Source organism: Priestia endophytica DSM 13796, assembly GCF_900115845.1.
Taxonomy (GTDB): Bacteria; Bacillota; Bacilli; order Bacillales; family Bacillaceae_H; genus Bacillus_I; species Bacillus_I endophytica.
The window spans coordinates 248,936-270,598 of record NZ_FOXX01000005.1; the positions used below are offsets into that span (position 1 = coordinate 248,936).

Annotated in this window: 25 protein-coding genes and 1 pseudogene; 18 read left to right on the forward strand and 8 right to left on the reverse strand. The window is 37.4% G+C overall.

Annotation, left to right across the window (positions count from 1 at the left end):
* Positions 1–13 precede the first annotated feature (13 nt).
* Complete coding sequence (locus BM012_RS11945) at positions 14–1,015, reverse strand: M23 family metallopeptidase (protein WP_061804608.1); 1,002 nt, start codon at positions 1,013–1,015, stop codon at positions 14–16.
* Positions 1,016–1,248: 233 nt separating this feature from the next.
* Here BM012_RS11945 and lipA point away from each other — a divergent pair, with 233 nt between their 5' ends.
* Complete coding sequence (gene lipA, locus BM012_RS11950) at positions 1,249–2,145, forward strand: lipoyl synthase (protein ID WP_061804607.1); 897 nt, start codon at positions 1,249–1,251, stop codon at positions 2,143–2,145.
* A gap of 38 nt (positions 2,146–2,183) precedes the next feature.
* Here lipA and BM012_RS11955 read toward each other — a convergent pair whose 3' ends face one another.
* The gene (locus tag BM012_RS11955) at positions 2,184–2,765 is read right to left on the reverse strand and encodes a YhcN/YlaJ family sporulation lipoprotein (RefSeq protein WP_061804606.1); all 582 of its coding nucleotides are present in this window, start codon (positions 2,763–2,765) and stop codon (positions 2,184–2,186) included.
* Positions 2,766–2,880: 115 nt separating this feature from the next.
* Between BM012_RS11955 and BM012_RS11960 the strand changes: the two genes are divergently transcribed.
* The 4 genes from BM012_RS11960 to BM012_RS11975 all read left to right on the forward strand — a co-directional run bounded on the left by BM012_RS11960 (position 2,881) and on the right by BM012_RS11975 (position 5,474).
* Complete coding sequence (locus BM012_RS11960) at positions 2,881–3,156, forward strand: YutD family protein (RefSeq protein ID WP_061804605.1); 276 nt, start codon at positions 2,881–2,883, stop codon at positions 3,154–3,156.
* A gap of 166 nt (positions 3,157–3,322) precedes the next feature.
* Complete coding sequence (locus BM012_RS11965) at positions 3,323–3,760, forward strand: DUF86 domain-containing protein (protein WP_061804604.1); 438 nt, start codon at positions 3,323–3,325, stop codon at positions 3,758–3,760.
* A gap of 32 nt (positions 3,761–3,792) precedes the next feature.
* Entirely contained in the window at positions 3,793–4,563 is a 771-nt protein-coding gene (locus BM012_RS11970; RefSeq protein ID WP_019395033.1) for a TIGR01457 family HAD-type hydrolase, read from the forward strand.
* A gap of 170 nt (positions 4,564–4,733) precedes the next feature.
* Entirely contained in the window at positions 4,734–5,474 is a 741-nt protein-coding gene (locus BM012_RS11975; protein WP_019395034.1) for an HAD family hydrolase, read from the forward strand.
* Positions 5,475–5,477: 3 nt separating this feature from the next.
* Here BM012_RS11975 and BM012_RS27230 read toward each other — a convergent pair whose 3' ends face one another.
* Positions 5,478–5,618 carry a hypothetical protein gene (locus tag BM012_RS27230; protein WP_372439901.1) on the reverse strand — a complete coding sequence of 47 codons (141 nt, stop codon included), beginning with the start codon at positions 5,616–5,618 and terminating at the stop codon, positions 5,478–5,480.
* A 2-nt stretch (positions 5,619–5,620) separates the two neighbouring features.
* Positions 5,621–5,908: a Rossmann-fold NAD(P)-binding domain-containing protein gene (locus tag BM012_RS27235; RefSeq protein WP_407984404.1), complete on the reverse strand. Its 288-nt coding sequence runs from the start codon at positions 5,906–5,908 to the stop codon at positions 5,621–5,623.
* Between the two features lie 732 nt (positions 5,909–6,640).
* On the opposite strand from BM012_RS27235, the gene yutH reads away from it, so the two are divergent.
* The 4 genes from yutH (at position 6,641) to thrB (ending at position 11,171) form a co-directional block, all read left to right on the forward strand.
* Positions 6,641–7,651 (forward strand): spore coat putative kinase YutH, encoded by a 1,011-nt coding sequence (gene yutH / locus BM012_RS11985; protein WP_061804601.1) that lies wholly within the window; start codon positions 6,641–6,643, stop codon positions 7,649–7,651.
* A 246-nt stretch (positions 7,652–7,897) separates the two neighbouring features.
* The gene (locus BM012_RS11990) at positions 7,898–9,199 is read left to right on the forward strand and encodes a homoserine dehydrogenase (RefSeq protein ID WP_019395036.1); all 1,302 of its coding nucleotides are present in this window, start codon (positions 7,898–7,900) and stop codon (positions 9,197–9,199) included.
* Entirely contained in the window at positions 9,196–10,260 is a 1,065-nt protein-coding gene (gene thrC, locus BM012_RS11995; protein ID WP_061804600.1) for a threonine synthase, read from the forward strand. The genes BM012_RS11990 and thrC overlap by 4 nt, the downstream gene beginning before the upstream one ends.
* Positions 10,254–11,171, forward strand: a complete 918-nt coding sequence (thrB, locus tag BM012_RS12000) for a homoserine kinase (protein ID WP_061804599.1) — start codon at positions 10,254–10,256, stop codon at positions 11,169–11,171. The genes thrC and thrB overlap by 7 nt, the downstream gene beginning before the upstream one ends.
* 42 nt (positions 11,172–11,213) lie before the next feature.
* Here the strand turns inward: thrB and BM012_RS12005 are convergent, their stop codons facing one another.
* Positions 11,214–11,450, reverse strand: coding sequence for a NifU family protein (locus BM012_RS12005; protein WP_019395039.1), 237 nt, complete (start codon positions 11,448–11,450; stop codon positions 11,214–11,216).
* 303 nt (positions 11,451–11,753) lie between these two features.
* Between BM012_RS12005 and BM012_RS12010 the strand changes: the two genes are divergently transcribed.
* The gene (locus tag BM012_RS12010) at positions 11,754–12,071 is read left to right on the forward strand and encodes a YuzD family protein (protein WP_061804598.1); all 318 of its coding nucleotides are present in this window, start codon (positions 11,754–11,756) and stop codon (positions 12,069–12,071) included.
* Positions 12,072–12,102: 31 nt separating this feature from the next.
* Here the strand turns inward: BM012_RS12010 and BM012_RS12015 are convergent, their stop codons facing one another.
* Entirely contained in the window at positions 12,103–13,167 is a 1,065-nt protein-coding gene (locus BM012_RS12015; protein ID WP_061804597.1) for an NAD(P)/FAD-dependent oxidoreductase, read from the reverse strand.
* Between the two features lie 320 nt (positions 13,168–13,487).
* Between BM012_RS12015 and BM012_RS12020 the strand changes: the two genes are divergently transcribed.
* The 3 genes from BM012_RS12020 to BM012_RS12030 all read left to right on the forward strand — a co-directional run bounded on the left by BM012_RS12020 (position 13,488) and on the right by BM012_RS12030 (position 15,170).
* Positions 13,488–13,727, forward strand: coding sequence for a YuzB family protein (locus tag BM012_RS12020; RefSeq protein ID WP_061804596.1), 240 nt, complete (start codon positions 13,488–13,490; stop codon positions 13,725–13,727).
* Between the two features lie 145 nt (positions 13,728–13,872).
* Positions 13,873–14,727: a diaminopimelate epimerase gene (dapF, locus tag BM012_RS12025; protein ID WP_061804595.1), complete on the forward strand. Its 855-nt coding sequence runs from the start codon at positions 13,873–13,875 to the stop codon at positions 14,725–14,727.
* An 80-nt stretch (positions 14,728–14,807) separates the two neighbouring features.
* Positions 14,808–15,170 (forward strand): HesB/IscA family protein, encoded by a 363-nt coding sequence (locus tag BM012_RS12030; protein ID WP_061804594.1) that lies wholly within the window; start codon positions 14,808–14,810, stop codon positions 15,168–15,170.
* Positions 15,171–15,195: 25 nt separating this feature from the next.
* Here the strand turns inward: BM012_RS12030 and BM012_RS12035 are convergent.
* Positions 15,196–16,188: pseudogene (locus BM012_RS12035) on the reverse strand (NAD(P)/FAD-dependent oxidoreductase); the annotation flags it as partial.
* 569 nt (positions 16,189–16,757) lie between these two features.
* On the opposite strand from BM012_RS12035, the gene BM012_RS12040 reads away from it, so the two are divergent.
* From BM012_RS12040 to BM012_RS12050, 4 genes are all read left to right on the forward strand, one after another.
* A complete protein-coding gene (locus BM012_RS12040; RefSeq protein WP_061804593.1) occupies positions 16,758–17,975 on the forward strand; it encodes an NAD(P)/FAD-dependent oxidoreductase in 1,218 nt (405 codons plus the stop codon).
* A gap of 84 nt (positions 17,976–18,059) precedes the next feature.
* Positions 18,060–18,188 (forward strand): YuiA family protein, encoded by a 129-nt coding sequence (locus BM012_RS26405; protein ID WP_019395046.1) that lies wholly within the window; start codon positions 18,060–18,062, stop codon positions 18,186–18,188.
* 35 nt (positions 18,189–18,223) lie between these two features.
* The gene (locus BM012_RS12045; RefSeq protein ID WP_061804592.1) at positions 18,224–18,547 is read left to right on the forward strand and encodes a YuiB family protein; all 324 of its coding nucleotides are present in this window, start codon (positions 18,224–18,226) and stop codon (positions 18,545–18,547) included.
* A 99-nt stretch (positions 18,548–18,646) separates the two neighbouring features.
* On the forward strand, positions 18,647–19,315 hold the full coding sequence (locus tag BM012_RS12050; RefSeq protein WP_061804591.1) for a 3D domain-containing protein: 669 nt from the start codon (positions 18,647–18,649) through the stop codon (positions 19,313–19,315).
* Between the two features lie 33 nt (positions 19,316–19,348).
* Here BM012_RS12050 and BM012_RS12055 read toward each other — a convergent pair whose 3' ends face one another.
* Positions 19,349–19,828 (reverse strand): divergent PAP2 family protein, encoded by a 480-nt coding sequence (locus BM012_RS12055; RefSeq protein ID WP_061804590.1) that lies wholly within the window; start codon positions 19,826–19,828, stop codon positions 19,349–19,351.
* Between the two features lie 220 nt (positions 19,829–20,048).
* Between BM012_RS12055 and BM012_RS12060 the strand changes: the two genes are divergently transcribed.
* Positions 20,049–21,548, forward strand: a complete 1,500-nt coding sequence (locus BM012_RS12060) for a leucyl aminopeptidase (protein WP_061804589.1) — start codon at positions 20,049–20,051, stop codon at positions 21,546–21,548.
* Positions 21,549–21,663: the final 115 nt, after the last annotated feature.

Here is a 21,663-nt window from a genome sequence, read left to right on the forward strand (position 1 = left end):
GAAGCCCTTTTATTTAATTTCCTTTTGCTTTTTGACGATCTGAGCGCTCCCACATTTTTAAATGTGAATAGGGGTCAAAAGACCACTCAGTTCGTCCGTTGTCTTTGTACATTCCATAATGAAGATGAGGTGGGAATTTTCCTGATGTTCCAGGTGGACCATATCCTGTGCTTCCAACACCGCCGACAACCATTCCTGGCTCCACAACCTGCCCAACTTCAAGGTCTTTCGTAAATCCGTTTAAGTGAGCAAAGTAGTGATAATTATTATTTACATCGCGTATGCCAAGCCGCCATCCGCCATATCTATTCCAGCCTTTCATTTCAACAATTCCATAGCAAGTAGAACGAACAGGAACGCTGTAGTTGGCAAAGATGTCTGTTCCTTCATGGATGCGACGTCCGCCCCATCCACGTGCATCTCCCCATGTGTTCTTGTAGCTGAAATTAGCATTAAGCGGGAGTGGGAAAGCATGATGATCTAAATCTAGAGTGCTAAAAGTTTTAAAGAGCTTTGCATGTCCTAGAATGATACTTACAGTTCGGTCACGATGATAATATTGCCAAAGACCAATCTTAATTTGAGGAGGGGTAATTCCATATGACTGCAAATAAGAACCAATTGTATATAAAATGTCTTCGTCGTCATATTGATCTGCTTTTCCATCACCATTTCCATCTTTCCCTATTCCTCCAAACAAGGAGATAACTGTTTCATCTTGAGCTTCTTTATGAGGATTCATTGGCCCAACCCAACGGCTTGGCTCGATATAAATGCCAAGTGCTCCTTTTTCATGCGGAATATCTTTATGAGTGCGTCGGACTTGGCGCTCATATTGATCAATTCCAGCAAAGTAATACCAAGGAATATGTGTTGTTGCTTCTGCTTTTTTATACAAGCTCATACGTTCTTCACGAAGTGTTTTTTCATCTTTTTCATTCTCCGTGCTAAAAGCAGCTTGCACATTACTAAAGAAAAAACTAACTATAAATAAACCAATAAATAAGGTTCGCAACGAAAAGTCCTCCTTTCTTCAAACTGCTATTCATTAGTGTGTGAAAAAGTTTTTTTTTCATAAACTTAAAATTATGGAAAAGCCTTTTCATAGGACACATAACTCATGGAAGAATAAGCAAGCAAGCTTGTCTATTTAATGGTAAATATGATAAAGTGGCATAGGATTGACTTATTATTTACTTAAAAATTTTTAGAAAAATAACAACTTTTATATGATGGAGATGATGGGATATGGCAACGAAAGAAGATCATATTCGTAAACCAGATTGGTTGAAAATTAAGCTAAACACAAATGAGAACTATACAGGTTTAAAGAAGATGATGAGAGAGAACAATCTTCATACAGTTTGCGAGGAAGCAAAATGTCCGAATATTCATGAATGCTGGGCAGTACGTCGTACGGCTACGTTCATGATCCTAGGTGCTGTATGTACACGTGCCTGTCGTTTCTGTGCGGTAAAAACAGGTTTACCCACAGAGCTAGATTTACAAGAGCCGGAACGCGTAGCAGATTCCGTTCAACTTATGAACCTAAAACACGCAGTTATCACAGCTGTAGCTCGTGATGATTTAAAAGACGGCGGCGCCCAAGTATTTGCGGAAACAGTTCGCGCTGTACGTAGAAAAAACCCGTTTACAACAATTGAGGTTCTACCTTCAGATATGGGTGGAGTGGAAGAAAACTTAAAATTGTTAATGGATGCTCGTCCCGACATCTTAAATCACAACATTGAAACTGTTCGAAGTCTTACTAAGAGAGTTCGTGCTCGTGCTACATATGACCGCTCATTAGAGTTTTTACGCCGTGCAAAAGAGATGCAGCCTGATATTCCAACGAAATCAAGTATTATGGTTGGTCTTGGAGAAACGAAAGAAGAGATTATTGAAACAATGGATGACTTACGTGCAAACAACGTAGATATCATGACAATTGGTCAATATCTACAACCATCTAAAAAACATCTTAAAGTACAGAAATATTATCATCCAGATGAGTTTGAAGAGTTGAAAAATATTGCTTTAACAAAAGGCTTCAGCCACGTTGAAGCAGGTCCTCTTGTTCGTTCTTCTTATCATGCCGATGAGCAAGTAAATGCAGCTTCAAAAGCACGTCAAGAAAAAGCATAAACAAAAACAACACGCGTTAATAAAACGCGTGTTGTTTTTTATTCACCATTTGCGTTTTCACTATTGTTCATTTCTTTACCTTGTGGTGAAGTTTTCATCTTTTCTATCGTCTTATTCAACGTGTTTCGAAACTCGTCTGATGCTGTAGCAGAGTTTCCGTTACTTAAACGTTCAATAAGGTCTAGATGTTCCTCGTTATCAGAAACATATACATGGTAGTAGCGAGGCACAACAGATAAAGCTGTTCGCTTAACGCTATCTGCTGTAGCAGAGCGATCTTGTGCACTAGTCTTGTACGAAACGAGCACTTCTTTATCTGTAACAAGAGTTGCGGCATCTGCTACATTTGGAAGCGATGAGGTCATTCGGCTAATAGAGTCAGCTAATGCTTCTCGGTCTAAGTATGGAACACCTTCTTGTCGTTGTTCTTGATTTTCTCCATCATTTCTTTGACGTCTAACATATCCATAGTTAGAGTTTGTATCATTTTCAGTATCTCGATCTGAAACGGTAATGGGGGTTGTTCCTTTATCTGTTAAAGAATCATTTTCAGAAGCGTTTTGCTGGCATGCTGCTGTGAAGAGAAGTAAACAAGAAAAAGGGAAAATAAGACGTTTCATTCAAGCACCTCCTTTCCTATTAGAATGCGACAAATACGAGCGTTTTTTTCTGTCAAATGATGGTTTCATGGATGTTGTTATGGTATGTTAAAATGAGAGAAATGAGGTGAAGTTTTTGGTACAAGTTCAAAATAATACGTATGAATTAATTGAAAATGTTAAAGAGGGATTTCAAGAGGAGGCTTTCAAAGCACGCTACAGTGAAATTTTGAATAAATATGATTATATTGTAGGTGACTGGGGGTATAATCAGCTTCGCCTAAAAGGATTTTTCGAAGATCAAAACAATCGTTCAACATATGACACGAAAATTAGCACGCTACAGGAGTATTTATTCGAATACTGTAACTTTGGATGCGCTTATTTTGTGCTACGTAAGATAAAAAAATAAAAGCCAAGGCACTTTATTAAAGGCTTTGGCTTTTATTTTTTTGATGAAGTTTTACTGAGCTTTCTCCTAGGTTATTTAGTATAAGAGCTTGCCCTTGTATGGTAAACTATAGAGGGAAAATACTAAAACAAAAATTAGCTTATGCAACATAAGGGGATGAGTAAGCATGTATTTTGTTGATCGCGGCCGTATTGAAAAGATATTGGTTCATTTTGAGGAGCAGTATGCGCTTTTTTTACATCATGAGAAATGGAAAAGCGAACTGGAGCTACGGGCTCTTGAGAGAATTGGTCAGCTCCTCATCGAAGGTATTCTAGATGTTGGAAACGATATGATTGACGGCTTTATTATGAGAGATCCAGGAAGCTATGATGATATTGTGGATATTTTGCATGATGAGAAAGTAATCACAAGCGAAGACGAAGGGTTACTAAAAGACTTTATTCGCTATCGTAAAGAGCTTGTACAGCAGTATATAGATATTAACCATGAAGAACTTATTGAGGCTTTAAAAAGAAACGCACCAGTGCTTGAAGCATTCCCAACACGAATCCGTACATATTTGGAAAATGAACTTGGTCCTGTTTCAGCATTTAAAAACTAACAACAACGGGTGGCATAAGGAGGATTTACGTTTTGAAAAAGTATAAAGGCTATTTATTTGATTTAGATGGAACGATGTATAAAGGAACAGAGCTCATCGCAGAAGCAAGAGACTTTGTTGTAAAGCTTAAAGAAAAGAATCTCCCATATCTTTTTGTAACGAATAATTCGTCAAGAACGCCTGAGCAAGTAGCTGCAAAATTAAGAGATTTTGGTATCCCAGCAGAGGGACCACAAGTTTTTACAACAAGCCAAGCAACAGCAAACTTTCTAGCGGAGAAAAAAGAGAATGCAACAGCATATGTTATTGGTGAAGAAGGAATTCAACAAGCACTAATTGAAAAAGGATTTACGCTTCAAGACGAGAATCCGGATTTTGTTGTTGTTGGGATCGACAGAAGCATAAGCTATGAGAAACTTACGAAGGCTTGTTTAGGAGTAAGAAATGGAGCAACGTTCGTATCCACTAATGGAGACATTGCAATTCCGACTGAGAGAGGTCTTTTACCTGGAAATGGTTCTCTTACTTCTGTTGTTACAGTGTCAACAGAAACACAGCCAATTTTTATAGGAAAACCAGAAAAAATTATTATGGAACAAGCTCTTGAAGTAATTGGAACACCGAGATCTGAAACGCTTATGATTGGCGATAATTATCACACAGATATTATGGCTGGAATGAATGCAGGAATTGACACGCTCCTTGTTCATACAGGAGTTACAACTCCAGAACATTTAACAACATTTGAACAGCAGCCTACCCATGTTGCACATTCACTTTTAGAATGGATGGAATCTATTTAATGAAGAGAGGAACTTTTGTTCCTCTCTTTTTTTATGGAATAAAAGATTTTCCTTTAATAAAAACTAACAGTTCACTTATATTACGAAGATGTAATTTGACAATTTTGTGAACACTGATATGCTTCTTCTACATATACTATTTATACACACTAAAAAAGGGGATTGAACAGATGGAAAAACAAACATTGATTTTTGATTTAGATGACACACTTATTCATTGTAATAAATACTTTCGAGCAACAATTAATACTTTTGTATCAACAATGCAACAATGGTTTTCTACTCTTACTGCTGATGAAATTAAAGAAAAGCAGCTCCAGATTGATTTAGAAAGCATTGAACAACATGGACTTCATTCCTCAAGGTTCCCTGAATCTCTTGTTTCAACTTATAAATTTTTTTGTGAGAAACAAAAGAAAGAGATAAAAGAAACAGAGATAGAGGAAATAAGAAAAATTGGTGTGAGCGTTTTTGAAATTGAAGTACAGCCTTTTCCATATATGTATGAAGTGTTGTCAACACTGCAAAATGAAGGACACGAGCTTTATCTTTTTACAGGCGGTGATGAAGAGAACCAAAGCAGGAAAGTTGTGCAGCTTGAGCTTGAAACGTATTTTGGAAATCGGGTTTTTATTTTTGAACATAAGAATACAGAAGCTCTTCAAACGGTTTTACAAACTATCCGCTCTAACCCTAAACAAACGTGGATGATAGGTAATTCCCTAAAAACAGATATTAAGCCAGCTGTTGAGCTTGGAATTCATGCTATTCATATTCCTTCTGAACTTGAATGGAGTTATAACCAAATTAAGCTTGATATTGATCCAACAGGTGAACTTATTACTTTAAACTCACTTACTCAAGTGCCAACTCTTATTAAACAATATGCTAAGGAAGATAAAGCGCTCTAAAGTTTACGACATAACCATCACACCGTTAATATGAAGCGTCCGTCCTGTTATGTAGCGTGAATCACTAAATGCCAAATGAACGTATGTTGGAGCAGGCTCAAAAGGTTGTGCTGACCGTTTAATTGGTGCATTTGACTCATGCATACTTATAGAATCAGCTGGAAACTAGCTGGAATGAGCGGGGGCCACACAGGGACAGGAGCAAAAGTATTTACCCTTATTCCGCTATCAATAAGGTTATTTGCTAAAGATCCTGTTGTATAGAAATGAGAATAGATGTTCACTTTGAATGTATCGTCAAACAGTTCATCTGTAATACCTAACAAGCTTAGTTGTTGAACATGTATGCCTGCGTGGTTGCAACTGTTTTCAAGATGTCCGCATGTGTCCATTGTAGCCTCTGCAATGCCTTGACAATGATGTTTGTCACGCAAGTCATTAAAGTCATTAGGAAGAAGGGAGCAGCGTTTTCTAAGTTCCTCAACGCGTGTTTTCGTTCATTTGGCAGGAGATAGCAACATCTACTCCAGTCCCGCTATTGTCACCATTAATTAAGGCTCGTCTTCCAGTTAGTTTTCCACTTCCATCTTCTCAATAACTGGTCTTAGGTTCATCAGTTTTTAAAGACCCGGGTGCCTTGTTTCTCTTTGAGATGGAAAGCTAATTGGGACATCCTCATATTTCGTGAACTTTCCGTAGTAGGGCATTAATGGATACCTTGGCTTCATTTTTCTTTCCTCCAAACAATCAAATCCTTTATACACTATGCAAATTAAGCTAGTATAATGTCTGTTGAGTAAGCTACTTGATGAAATGCTGTATAAGACAGTATTTGTTTGAAGTAGGATAGAAAACAGAAGAGCATACAGGAGGTTATGCAATACAACCTAAATGAATTTCAACCTCCTTTCTTTTCTCAGTAGCCTTCTATATAGAAGGAGAGCCAGCTAAAAAGAATACGATAATCCGTATCCTTTTAAACCCGTAAAACATGGACCAAGATTTCCATACTATTGTAATGCAAGTTATATGGAGTACTATCCAATCATTTAAAAAGAAAAGAGCAGCTACCAGCTGCTCTTTTTTGATGATGAGAAAAGTAACCATTTTACAGCAATCTCTTCATATAATCATAAAGAGAAATGAATAGAGAAGGAGCGATATCATTGCAACAAGCAATTTATGAAATGTATGGAATTCAACCAACTTCTTTCTCGGACATATTTGGATATGACGGTTTTTCGCAAGGACATCTTTTATATACAATTATTCCTGCTTCCTCATTTAGTGAAGAAGAAGCAAGGGAACTTTTTGAAATGGGTCAGCATTTAATTGCTAAAGGAGACAAAGAAGCAGGGTTATTTCTTCAGAATAAAGAAGGAAAGCTTATTTCTGAATGGCAAGATGAAAAATTCATGCTTTGCCGTCATATGGCTCATTCAAACAAATCCTTTTCCACTTTAGGAGAAGAACTTGCTTTGTTTCACGAGCGAGGAAAGATGATGTATGGTGGACAAGAAAAAATTCATCGCAGCAGGTTTGGAAATTGGAAAGAGCTGTGGGCAACAAGACATGATCAGATGGAGAAATTTTGGATTTTAAAGGTGCGCGATCATCCAAATGATGAAATGGATAAAAGATTAATTGAATCTTTTCCTTATTATTCAGGTCTTACTGAAAATGCAATTCAATATTTAGTGGATACAGAGATCGATGATCTTCCGCGAGCATTTGACACAGCAACTGTTTGTCATCATCGTTTTACAAAAGAGATATGGAGCACGGAGAAATTTGTGAAATTCCCAATGGACTGGGTTTATGACCATCCAAGTAGAGATCTCAGTGAATACATTCGCACTATTTATTTTCAAGAACCAGAAACGTTCCAAGCCAGCATGTACGCCTTTTTAGAAAAGTATGAGCGTAAAACACCTCTCTCATCCTTTGCTTGGCGTCTTCTTTATGCGAGGCTTCTATGTCCACTGCATTATTTTGAGCTAGTTGAAGGCTTTTATAGCACGAATAACGAAGATTTAAAAGAACAGTACAGAAAGGAACTAGAAGATATGCTTCATACATCAGGAAACTATGAATCTTTTTTGGGAGAATTTTATCGCTTACTAGGGATTTCTACAAAGCGCTATTATATCCCGGAAATTCCTTGGTTATCTTCTTAATATATAGAAGTAGGATATGATATAATGAAAGGAGTCGCAATATTCTTTAAAATAAAAGAACGTTGCGACTTTTTCTTTTTAATCATGAAAAGCTATTGTGAAAGATCATTCTTTCCTTTAAAATAATTAGAAAATTTATATTTGTTAGCAAAATGGGTTGTAAAATCCTTAAAAAGCTTTATAATGTCTTTTATACGAGTACATATGTATTTTCAAGATAAACATTCGAAGGAGCGTGGCACAGCTATGACAAAAAAAATATCGGTCGGTTTACTAGGACTTGGAACAGTTGGATCAGGTGTTGTGAAAATTGTTGAAGAACATCAGGATAAGCTGCAGCATCAAATTGGATGTCCCGTTGAGATAAAAAAGGCATTAGTACGTGACCTTGATAAAAGCCGTGATACGAATTTAACGAAGGAAAAATTCACAGAGAACGTAAGTGATATTTTACATGACCCAGAAATCGATGTTGTAATTGAAGTAATGGGCGGGGTCGAAGAAACGCGTGATTATCTACTAACAGCACTTCAAAATAAAAAGCATGTTGTAACAGCAAATAAAGATTTAATGGCTTTATACGGTTCAGAATTGCTAACAGTAGCAGCTGATAACAAATGTGATTTATTTTACGAAGCAAGTGTTGCAGGAGGAATCCCAATTTTAAGAGGATTAGTTGATGGTCTTTCTTCAGATAGAATTACGAAGATGATGGGAATTGTGAACGGTACAACAAACTTCATTCTAACAAAAATGAGCAATGAAGGAAAAGCATATGATGACGTTCTAGCTGAAGCCCAAAAGCTTGGCTATGCAGAAGCAGATCCAACTGCAGATGTAGAAGGACTAGATGCAGCCCGTAAAATGACTATTTTAGCAACGCTTGGTTTTTCTATGAAGGTCGATCTTGATGATGTAAAGGTAGAAGGAATTACTAGAGTTACAGAGGAAGATTTACAGTATAGTAAACAGCTAGGTTATACAATGAAGCTCATTGGTTATGCTCATCGAGATGAAGAAGAAATTGAAGTTAGTGTTCAACCAACATTGATTGCGAACAATCATCCATTAGCAGGAGTAAATGATGAATATAATGCTGTCTATGTGTATGGGGAAGCTGTCGGTGAAACAATGTTTTATGGACCTGGAGCAGGTAGTTTGCCAACAGCAACAGCAGTTGTATCAGACCTTGTTGGAGTAATGAAGAACATGAGGCTTGGTGTGAACGGAAGCAGTGCAGTTGCTCCGCAATTCCCGAAACAGCTTAAAGCAGACGAAAAAGTACTTTCGAAATATTTCCTTCGTCTTCATGTCCATGATCAAGTTGGAGCATTCTCAGAGCTGACAAACTTGTTTTCAGATCAAGGAGTAAGTCTTGAAAGAATTATTCAGCTTCCTGTTAAAGATAGTGATCTAGCTGAAATTGTTCTTGTTACGCATGAAGCATCGCTAGGAAAATATGAAAAAGTATTACATGCCATTGAAGCACTACCAATTGTTCAAGAAATAAAAAGCAGCTATAGAGTTGAAGGAGATGGATCGCTATGACATGGAAAGGTTTGTTAAGTGAGTATAGAGAGTTTCTACCCGTAAATGAGAATACGCCATTATTAACACTTCATGAAGGAAATACGCCACTTGTTCATCTAGCTTCTCTTTCAGAAGAACTTGGCATTAATTTACATGTGAAATTTGATGGAGCTAATCCAACAGGTTCTTTTAAAGATCGTGGAATGGTTATGGCTGTTGCGAAGGCGAAAGAAGAAGGAAGTAAAACAGTTGTGTGTGCTTCAACAGGGAACACATCAGCAGCTGCAGCTGCATATGCAGCACGCGCTGGACTCCGTTGTATTGTTGTTATTCCAAATGGCAAGATTGCTATGGGGAAACTTGCGCAAGCTGTAATGTATGGAGCAGAGATTATCGCAATTGACGGAAACTTTGACGAAGCGCTTAAAATGGTGCGTAAACTTAGCGAAACAACTCCATTAACGCTCGTAAACTCTGTAAATCCATATCGTATTGAAGGACAAAAAACAGCTGCTTTTGAGGTTTGTGACGCTTTAGGAGTAGCGCCTGATGTACTAGCTATCCCAGTTGGGAATGCAGGCAATATTACAGCATATTGGAAAGGTTTCAACGAGTATAACGATAAGAAAAATACAGGGTTACCCCGTATGCACGGTTTTGAAGCAGAGGGAGCAGCAGCTATTGTTCAGAATAAAGTAATTGAACAACCTGAAACAATTGCAACAGCTATTCGAATTGGAAATCCAGCAAGCTGGAATCTTGCAGTGGAAGCGGCAGAAAACTCAAATGGAAAAATTGATTATGTAACAGATGAAGAGATTTTAGAAGCTTATCATCTTATTGCTAAAAGAGAAGGTGTGTTTGCAGAGCCAGCTTCAGCAGCTTCTGTAGCAGGGGTTATTAAAGATTTAAAAGCAGGTAAAATTAAAAAAGGTGAGACAGTTGTTGCAGTGCTGACAGGTAACGGTTTGAAAGATCCTAACGTTGCCATTGAGTCTAACAACTTTACACCAACTGTTCTTCCAAATGATGAAGAAGAGGTATTTCAATATATCCAAGGAGTTGTCGCTTCATGCTAGCCGTGGAACGGTTTCATATTACCGTTCCAGCAAGCACGGCAAACCTTGGTCCAGGGTTTGATTCAGTTGGAATGGCCCTTGGAAAATACCTTGAACTAACAGTTGAGCCTGCTGAAAAATGGTCATTTGTTCCTCTTACTCAAGAGGTAGCACTTATTCCTCAAGGAACAGATAATATGATGTATGAAGTGGCTAAGCATGTAGCAGACAAATTTGATGTCTCGCTTCCGAGCGCCTGTGTTGAGGTGAAAAGTAATATTCCCCTTGCACGAGGCCTTGGTAGTAGTGCTTCAGCTATTATTGCAGGGATTGAACTTGCTAATCAGCTGTGTGAGCTGAATTTATCCAATGAAGAGAAAATCCGGATTGCAAGCCTTTTGGAGGGACATCCTGACAATGTGGCGCCAACAGTTAATGGAGGAATTGTCGTAGGCTGCCACACGGAAGCTAAGACATATACTGTTTCTATTGTGCCAAAAGATGTGGATGTTGTCGTTGTCATCCCGAATTATGAGCTTAAAACAGATGATGCTAGAAATGCGCTTCCTTCTCAGTTTTCATTTAAGGAGGCTGTCGAAGCAAGCGCTGTAAGTAATGTATTAACAGGGGCATTGCTTATTGAAGACTGGAAAACAGTTGGAGAGATGATGGAGCAAGATTCTTTTCATGAGCCATATCGAGAACAGTTTGTTCCAGAGCTCTCATTTGTTCGTCGTAAAGCAAAAGAATTTGGAGCCTTTGGCACAGCTTTAAGTGGTGCAGGGCCAACAGTGCTTTGTTTAGTTGAAAAAGGTCGTGGAGAAGAGCTTGCGGCTGCTTTAGCTCCATCGCTCACTCATTGCCTTGTAGAATCAATTCAAATTGATGTAAAAGGTGTTTCAGTAGAAACTGTCACAAATGAACATGCATAAAAAACAGCCCTTTTGCCTGAGGCAAAAGGGCTGTTATCATTATTAAAATACTTGTTCAACTTCTACAACGCCAGGTACTTCCTCAAGAAGTGCACGCTCAATACCAGCTTTTAAAGTGATTGTTGAACTTGGACAGCTTCCACAAGCTCCAAGAAGACGAAGTTTTACAATACCATCTTCTACATCAACAAGCTCACAGTCTCCGCCGTCACGTAGTAAAAACGGACGAAGTTTATCAAGAACCTCTTGTACTTGGCCTTTCATTTCTACAGTTTCCATTCCTGAAAACCCCTTTCTGTTTCAATATTAAAAAGAGTTTATAGTCTTGTTGAAAAGACTTTGGAACTCATGAATACTTATAATTTTATATGTGAAGCTTAACGGTTTTGCTCACCTAACTACATTATAAAGGTTATAAAGAAAAAAATCTATCTGAGGAACAGAACTTAAGAAAGGAAAATTTGTTTTTAGCTTCCAGAAGCGCATAGTATCAAGTTTTTTTATTAGGAATAAAAAAGAAAGAAAATTTGCAAACGAAGAGAATATATATAGTAAAAGAGAAAAAGAGAGGGGAATTGAGAAATGTCTCAAAAAGCGGTCGTTAATATTTGTGTGTATGGAGCAGAAGTGATTTGTGCAAGCTGTGTAAATGCTCCCACTTCAAAAGATACCTTCGAATGGTTAAAAGCAGCTTTATCGCGTAAATATGGTCAGCATTGTTTTGATTTTATATATGTTGACATAAATGAACAACAATCAGATAGAGAGCAAACGGATATGTGTAAGAGAATTCTAGAAGAAGAGTTTTTTTATCCACTTGTTACAATAAACGGAGAAATTGCTGGAGAAGGACATATTCAGCTCTCGCATTTGCACCAAAAGCTTCAGCAGTTAGTATAAAAGGCGGCTAGTATAAGCTAACCGCCTTTTTTTATCCATTATGGTGTTTGTACATCCAAAGAAGACCAGACTTTAAGAGGCGAGCAACACGACCTGTAATAGGACGCTCTGCAAGTAAGCCAAATCCGTGTTTCTTTCCAAGAGAGCCGAGCACTCCTTTAAGCTTAATTGTTGAAAGTTCAGGAGGCTGTTCACCTTTCCAGCGAGAAAGAAGAACTTGAACAATCTGTTCGGCTTGGCCTTCCGCAAGCTGTGCACTTGGGGCATGCGGAAGGCTTGCACAGTCACCTAATACATATACATGTTCATTGTTTGGAATATTATGATGAGGAGTGAGGATAACACGACCTTGAGGGTCTTTTTCTACATCCAAGTTACGAACAACTTTACTTGGCTGAATTCCTGCAGTCCATACGATTGCATCACTATAAATCTCTTCATCATGATTGTAAAGCTTGTTTTCTTCTACTCTTGTAATATTTGCCTTGCTTACAATTTCGACTCCATTTTCTACAAACCATTTTTGTACATAGTTACTTAAACGCTCAGGAAATGCGGATAAAATAAGGGCACCACGGTCGAAAAGTTTAATTGTTAAATCTGGTCTGCTTTCACTTAGCTCACTTGCAAGCTCAACTCCGCTTAAACCAGCACCAACAATAGATACAACGCCATGTGGAGGAAGGTTGTTTAGTGTTTGATATGTTGCTCGAGATTGATCAATGGATTGGATACTATATGTGTGTTCCGGTGCTCCAGGCACGTTATGATACTTGTCTTCACAGCCTAAGCCAATTACAAGATCATCATAAGAAAGGGTACTTCCATCTTCAAAATGGACGAGATTGTTCTGAAGATCAATGTTTACAATGGTTCCATATTTGATGTTTAAACGAGGCTCATCTGGAAAGGAAACGCGAACATGCTGGTCTGAAATCGTCCCTGCTGCAAGCGCATAAAACTCAGTTTTTAAAGAATGATAAGGCGCTCGATCAACAAGCGTAATTTCAACATCATTTGGCAATGCGTTTGGAAGAAGGCGCTGAAGCATGCGCATACCACCGTAACCGCCACCGAGAATAACAAACTTTTTCATAGCAATTTCCCCTTTAAAGTTTTATGTATATTGTAAATGGAGTAACATAATTCGGTGTAAAAAGGTTTCTTGATAACATTTTAAATCAAAAACACATTAAAAGTATAGCCAAATTGAAAAAAAATCACAAGCTTTGTTAATAGATTTGTATATTGATATGATTTAGTAGATAATATTTGACGCGAAAGAGAGAACAAACTAAAATAAGTGAACAATTAACACCTATTTAAAGAAGTGTTAGGATTTTAAGGTATAGATGAAATTTTATTTTTTTACTATAGTATGAATGAGAAGCGGGTATAATGAGAAGAGGTGAAAAAATGATTAAACCAATTGTAGAATTTTGCATTAGTAATTTAGCAAACGGTTCTCAAAAGGCATTAGAGGAGCTTGAGAAAGATCCAGACCTCGATGTTATTGAATATGGCTGTTTAGGGTACTGTGGACAATGTGCACATTCTTTATATGCGATGGTGAATGGAGAAGTAGTTGAAGCTGAATCCCCAGATGAACTTGTGAAAAATGTGTATACGTTTATAGAAGAAAATCCAATGTTTTAAGGCAAAAGGCTTTTTAGGTCTTTTGCTTTTTTTCATAAAAAAAACTCCCTGATCAAATCCAAGGAGCTAAAAACGGGGGATATCCTTATTGTGCTCCGAACTTGTTTTTTTTATACTAGAAAAAACGGAAAATTTGGAGGAAATGATGAAAAAGTTTAACTTCACAAAAATGCATGCACTAGGGAATAACTATATTTATGTTGATATGTTCAAAGAACAAATTGAAGAAGAAAGATTAGCATCACTTGCAGTAAGCGTATCTGATATTTATAAAGGCATTGGATCTGATGGAATGATTTTAATTTGTCCTTCAGAGGTAGCTCCTGTAAAAATGCGCATTTTTAATAACGATGGCTCAGAAGGAAGAAACTGTGGGAACGGTCTGCGCTGTGTTGCTAAATATGCCTATGAAAATGGAATTGTAGAGTCTGAACAATTTGCAATAGAGACGTTGTCAGGAATTGTTCAAGCATATGTTCACATTGATAGAGGGATAGTTGAAGAAGTAACGATAAATATGGGGAAACCACGTTTATCAAGAGAACAAATCCCGATGAAAGGTGAAAGCGTAGAAAGCATTGTGAACGAAAAGGCTACCTTTGCTGGGCAAGAGTACAATATTACGGCTGTTTCAATGGGCAACCCTCATGTTATTTTCTATGTGGATTATATTGAAGAAGCACCTCTTACAACGCTTGGTCCTATTGTTGAAAAAGATGAACGTTTTCCAGAGGGAGTAAATGTAGAATTTGTAGAAGTTGTGAACGAGAAGGAAGTTCATTTCCGCGTATGGGAAAGAGGATCAGGTATTACACAAGCGTGTGGTACTGGAGCATGTGCCGCTGTTGTGTCATCTGTTTTAAATGATAAAGTAGAGCGGGATGTCCCTGTTGTTGTTCATCTAGCTGGGGGCGACTTAACAATTGAGTGGAAAAGTGATGGAGACGTTTTTATGAAAGGTGAAGCGAAAACCGTTTGCAAAGGTGAGTACTATTATTAAGAGGTATCGTTTGTTCCACTATCGAAGGAATAGTATACTATAAAGAGAACACCTTTTATGTGTAAAAAGGAGGGCTAGAAATGAAAGACGTTGTAATCATTACCGAAGCAGCAAGTCATCAAATTAAAGATATGATGAAAGAGCATGGTGAAGAAGGCTCTTACTTGCGCGTTGGTGTAAAAGGCGGAGGCTGTAGCGGTTTGTCTTATGGAATGGGGTTTGAAGAAGCTCCAACAGAAGCAGATGAGCAGCTAGAGCAACATGGAATTAAAGTGATTGTCGCAAAAGAAGATGCAGCTATCTTAAACGGCACAACAATAGATTTCAAAGAGTCCATGCTTGGTGGAGGATTTACGATTGAAAATCCGAACGCTATTGCTTCATGTGGCTGTGGTTCTTCATTCCGTACGGCAACAAATACGGGATCACCTGAAGAATGCTAAAAAAGACGCTCATCTGAGCGTCTTTTTTATTGAGCAAAAGAGATGTACTATGTGCAGGTTGTACGCGCGCTTTTGGATCGATGTAAGCTTTAGCATTGCTTATAGCTGTTGGAGCTTCACCAAAACCTGAAGCAATAAGCTTAACTTTTCCTTCGTATGTGCAAACATCTCCTGCTGCTTAGATGATGCCTTCAATATTTGTTTCTTGTTTTGTATTTACAACAATAGAGTTCTTTTCAATTTCTAGCCCCCAGTCTTTAATTGGGCCAAGAGCTGAAATAAAACCATAGTTTATGATTAATGCATCAATATCAATAACTTCTTTTTCTTCATTTTTAGCATGTTGAAGAACAACTTGTTTAATATTTTCCTCACCAACAAGCTCTTCTGGAATGTATGGTGTTTTAATATCAACTTTAGAGTTTATTAATTTTTCTACACTATGCTCATGTGCACGGAACTTATCGCGACGGTGAACAAGTGTTACTTTTTCAGCAATCGGTTCAAGCATAAGAGCCCAGTCAACTGCAGAGTCTCCGCCGCCACAAATCATCACACGTTGTCCTGCAAACTTGTTTAAATCATCAATAAAGTAATGAAGGTTTTTAGATTCATACTGTTCAGCACCTTCGATTTGAAGCTTACGAGGTTGGAATGCACCATTTCCTGCTGTAATGATAATTGTTTTTGAAAAGTGAACTTCTTTATCTGTTGAAAAACACGCCATTAGCTTGTTTTTCAACAGATTGAACAGCTTGTTCGAGAGCAACAGATGGTGAGAATTGATTCATTTGTTCCTTTAAGTTGTTTACAAGCTCACCAGCACGAATTTTAGGAAATCCAGCTACACCATAGATGTATTTTTCTAGATATAATGCGGAAAGTTGACCACCAAGCTGTGGTAAGCTTTCAATGATTTTTACACTTGCTTGGCGCATACTGCCGTAAAAAGTTGTAAATAAACCTGTTGGTCCGCACCAATAACAGTAATATCAAAGACTTGTTGATCTTCTTTCAAGATGAGTTCCTCCTTCAAAAATGTGAAAATATGTAGAAACACATGTGAAAAAACACGTATTAAATTTATAAAATTAGTTAAACCTTTCCTTACCGTAGCATAAGGTAGAAAGAAGTTTAGCAAACACAATAACAATGAGAATGATTATCATTTAATGATTTATTATCATACTATACAAGGATTTTAGAAAAAACACAAATTTTTTGAGCCTAGGTAAATTGAAAATGCTTACAGAAGGAAACCCTATGCAACAGTAGTTCTATCCTAAGTGGGATAGCAAGAGATCCAATATAGAGTAGCCTAAAATGCTCTGTTCATACTAAAATGTCCTTGAAAAAGTTTAAGAAACATCATATCATGTTTTACAAACATTATTATCTAATTTTTGAAAATATTTAATGGTAGTTCATTCTTTTATAGTTAGGTTCGTGAATAAATTCACAACAATTATTTACCTTAACGTTTTGAAAGGGATAGGAATATATTCAAATGCTTACAATAAGGGAAAATACATCTGTGAAGCATAAATACATGAATAAAATTCTAACAAAAAGGTGGATGTGATTAAAATGAAGAAGCCTAAAGTTGTTGTTCTAGGTGCTGGGTATGGCGGCATTATGACGACGATTCACTTACAAAAACAGCTAGGCGTCAATGAAGCTGAAATCACTTTAATTAATAAAAATGACTATCATTATGAAACAACATGGCTACACGAAGTTTCAGCTGGGACGCTTCATCACGATCGTGCTCGTGTTAGCGTGACAGACTTAATTAATAAAAACAAAGTAACATTTATGAAAGATACGGTTACAGATATTAATATTGAACAAAAGAAGGTTATACTCAAAAACAATCAAGAAATAGAATATGACTATCTTGTAATTGCGCTTGGATATGAGTCTGAAACATTTGGTATTAAAGGATTAAAAGAACACGCCTTTTCTATTTCTAATATTAATACTGCTCGTCAAATCCGTGAGCATCTTGACTATACTTTTGCAACATACAATAACTTGGAAGAAAAACCAGAAGGTATGATGACTATCATTGTAGGAGGAGCAGGATTCACAGGCATTGAGTTTGTAGCAGAGATAGCAAATAGGGTGCCAAAGCTCTGTAAAGAGTTTGACATTCCTCGTGATACAGTTCGCATTATTTGCGTAGAAGCAGCTCCAACTGCTCTTCCAGGTTTTGATCCACAGCTTATCGAATATGCTGTAACACAGCTTGAGCGTAAAGGTGTTGAATTTAAGATTGGGACGATGATTAAAGAATGTACACCAGAGGGAATCATTGTTTCTAAAGATGATCAAACAGAAGAAATCAAATCGAAAACAGTTGTATGGGCAGCTGGTGTGCGTGGTAGCCATATTATTGAAAAAACAGGCATTGAAAATAATCGATGTCGTGTGAAAGTTGGTCCAGATTTGCGTGCTCCAGGAGCTGAGGGTGTATTTATTGTTGGGGATTGCTCACTTGTTATTAATGATGAAACAGACAAACCTTACCCACCAACAGCTCAAGTTGCTATGCAGCAAGGACCTGTTGCTGCGAAAAATATTACTACTCTCATCAAAGGCGGTACAGAACTTCAAACCTTTAAGCCAGACTTAAAAGGAACAGTATGCTCTTTAGGTCACGATGATGCTATTGGGGTTGTGTTTGGGCGTAAGTTATTTGGAACAAGTGCTTCAGCAATGAAAAAAGTTGTTGATAATAGAGCGCTATTCCTTGAAGGAGGGCCAGGACTCTTGCTTAAGAAAGGAAAATTTAACTTCTTTTAAGAGTCATGAGAAAGGCAGAGGAAAACCCCTTTGCTTTTCTCTAACACGAAAATTAATCTGAATTTTCGGAAAGGTGGTTTATAGATGATTTGCGATCATTGTAAAGGCCATGGTTTCTTAACTCTCCTTGTAGGCGGAACAGAACAATGTTTGTTTTGTGAAGGAGAAGGAATTGTAGAATTAATAGAGAAAAAGAAAAGTGAAGAAGAATAAAGAGCTTGCAATAAAAGGCAAGGGGGGATATGGAAATGGAAATGAGTGTTCCAATCTTAATAATTTCCATACTTTTATTTTTTGTACTCTTTTTTGGAATCGGTTTCCTGCTTAATATGATTTTAAGAATGTCATGGGTTATGGCTTTTATCTATCCAATTGTCTTTCTTCTTATTGTTGATAACCTTGAAATGACTCAGTATATCTTTCAGCCCCTTCATTCATTAACACATGTAGGAAATCAAGTGCTTTCACTTAAGCTAGCAGATATCGTTATTTTATCTTCTGGTTTTATAGGAGCTCTTTGTTCCGGAATTGCTATTCGAACACTTCGATCAAAAGGATATCGAATGTTTTAAAAACGTCAAAAACCTCTCTCGGTTTTTGACGTTTTTTATCTTGATTGCTGCGAATAATTCTCCTACAACATGGTAAAAACTATGTTGGTGGGAGGAATGATGAAAAAGATGGTAAAAAAACTATATATTAAACGATTCATCATGGGGCTACTTCTATGTGGAGCTCTTTTAACAACGTTTGAAAGTATAACAGGAAGGCAGGTCTCCTCTTTATCTTCAAGTGAACAAGTAAGTGCTAATTCTAAAGAAGAGAAAAAGAATCATGTAAGAGAAAGCAGGGTTGTGAATCAACTTAATCAACAAATTCCAACTGATGTTGATGAACAAACACTTGAAGGAAGCTTTGATTGGTCTAAATATAGAAAAGTCAAGGTTACGGCAACAGGATACACAGCAGGCTATGAATCAACAGGAAAAGAGCCAACACATCCGTCATATGGAATTACATATTCAGGTGTTAAAGTACAAAGAGATATGTTTTCTACAATTGCAGCAGATTTGACTGTCTTTCCAATCGGTACTATTTTGTTTATCCCTGGATATGGTTATGGGGTTGTGGCAGACAAAGGTGGAGCTATAAAAGGAGAAAAACTTGATTTATATTATGAAACAGTCGAAGACGTATATGCTTCATGGGGAAAGAAATTACTTGATGTTTATGTTGTAAAAGAAGGAAATGGAACATTAACAGAAAAACAGATGAAAGTATGGAATGAAGATCAAACAATGAAAGTATTCAGACAGCAATATATCGATGAAAAGTCGTAGCGTGAAGAAAGTTCTTCACGCTTTTTGATATCTTTATAAATTATAAATACCGTACATAATGATAGCGATAATAATTCCTGTTAAAGCCCCAAAGAAAACTTCAATTGGCTGATGACCTAACAATTCTTTTAACTTTTGCTGTTTTTCTTGCTGTTCTTTTTTAGGCCATTTCTTAGCTTCAGACATAAATGTGTTCCAATCTTCCACAAGTCGATTAATAGCAATAGCTTGTTCTCCTGCATGTCTGCGAACTCCTGTTGCATCAAACATAACGATTACAGCAAGTACAAAAGAGATAGCAAAAAAGGGAGAAGAAAATCCTTCGCTAATGCCGACAGCTGTTGCAAGGGATGTAACAGCTGCTGAATGTGAACTAGGCATGCCGCCTGTACTAAAAGCAAGGCGTACATCAAATTTCCTTGTTGCAAGAAACTCTAATGGAACTTTAACGGCTTGAGCGAAGAAGATAGCAACAAGAGCACTAATGAGCGGATAATTCAATAATAAATCCATAAGGGGCATTGCTCCTTTATTAAGAAGGTATGTGTGTATGTCGTCTTATTTTATGATATTTACTCGTATCTTAGTTATAAAATGTAGAGATTTCGTTCACTTCCTTATATATCCGTCCCTTTTTACTTTTAAACATACGTTTGTTTAAAGAAGTTCTTATTTTTCGTCATGCTTGCAATAGTGATATGATAAAAATAAAGTAAAAAGGAGATGGTAAGATATGTTTCACATTCAAAAGAGCGCAGATCTAACAGAAGTAACAGAAGCCCTCGTTGTGGGTGTCTTTAAACAAACAAAACCATTTGATGGCATTCTGGCTGACCTTGATGAACAGTTGGATATTCGTAACCTTATTAAAAGCGGAGATATTGAAGTGAGAAATAAGGCTATTACAAAGATTCCAACGCTAGGGAAAATAGATCCAAAAAGAATTTTCTTCGTCGGATTAGGAAGACCAAAAGAGATGACGGCTTCTTCTCTAAAAGAAGGATTTGGTGAACTTTTTCAACACATTCAAAAATGTGGTATATCAGAAGTATCAATTGCATTGTCTTCTTTTGAAACTGATGCAATAAATGAATATATGTGTGCTTATGCATTGAGCGAAGCACTCCCACTTTCAACATATAAATTTAATGATTATAAACGTCGATCGAATGAGCCTGCCAAACGTATTGAAAAAGTGACTCTTTTGACAGATGAAGATAACCAAGAGATAGAGAATATGGTTCGGACAGGATACATATATGGGAAGGCTACAAACTCAGCGCGCACGCTTGTGAATCTTCCTGGAAATATGCTTACAGCTACAGATCTTGCTCAATATGCAAGAGAACTTGGCGAAAAGTATGAATTTGAAGTGGAGATTCTTGAAAAAGAAGATATGGAAAAGCTCGGTATGGGAGCACTCCTTGCTGTTAACAAAGGATCTGTTGAGCCACCAAAAATGATTGTTTTAAAATACCAAGGAAAAAAAGAGTGGAAAGACGTTATTGGTCTTGTAGGGAAAGGAATTACGTATGATACAGGAGGTTATTCTCTCAAGCCTCGCCAAAGCATGGTTGGAATGAAGACAGATATGGGAGGCGCAGCGTCTGTACTTGGAGCAATGGAAGTTATTGGTGAGATCCGTCCAAACCAAAACGTAGTTGCTGTTATTCCTTCCACTGATAATATGGTAAGTGCGAGTGCGTTTAAGCCTGATGACGTGATTACAGCGATGAGTGGTAAAACAATTGAAGTATTGAATACAGATGCAGAAGGGCGCCTTGCTTTAGCAGATGGTATTACGTATGCTAAGCATCATGGAGCAGAATATTTAATTGATGTTGCTACACTCACTGGGGGAGTCATTGTTGCACTTGGAGAGGAAACAACAGGAGCAATGACAAACAATCAAAAGTGGTATGAAAAAGTAGCTGAAGCAAGTGTAGAAGCACAGGAAGATATGTGGCAGCTACCTATTTTTGAACGTGACAAGAAAAGAGTAAGAAACAGTGCAATAGCAGACTTGAATAACTCTCCTGGTCGTGAAGGTCATGCTATTATGGCGGGCGCCTTCATTGGAGAATTTGCTGAAGAAACACCTTGGGTTCATTTAGATATAGCAGGTACTTCTGTTACGAAGAAATCCGGATCACTTGGTCCGAGTGGTGCAACAGGAGTTATGGTGCGCACGCTTGCTGCTGCTGTAGAACGATTTGATAGTGAAACAAAATAAAGAGATTTGAAAGAGCCTTTTTACTTAAGGCTCTTTTTTAAAAAAATAAGCACTGTAGAATAATGGAATATATTAAATTTGTAGCATCCCATTGACAACTTTATCTTTCGTATTA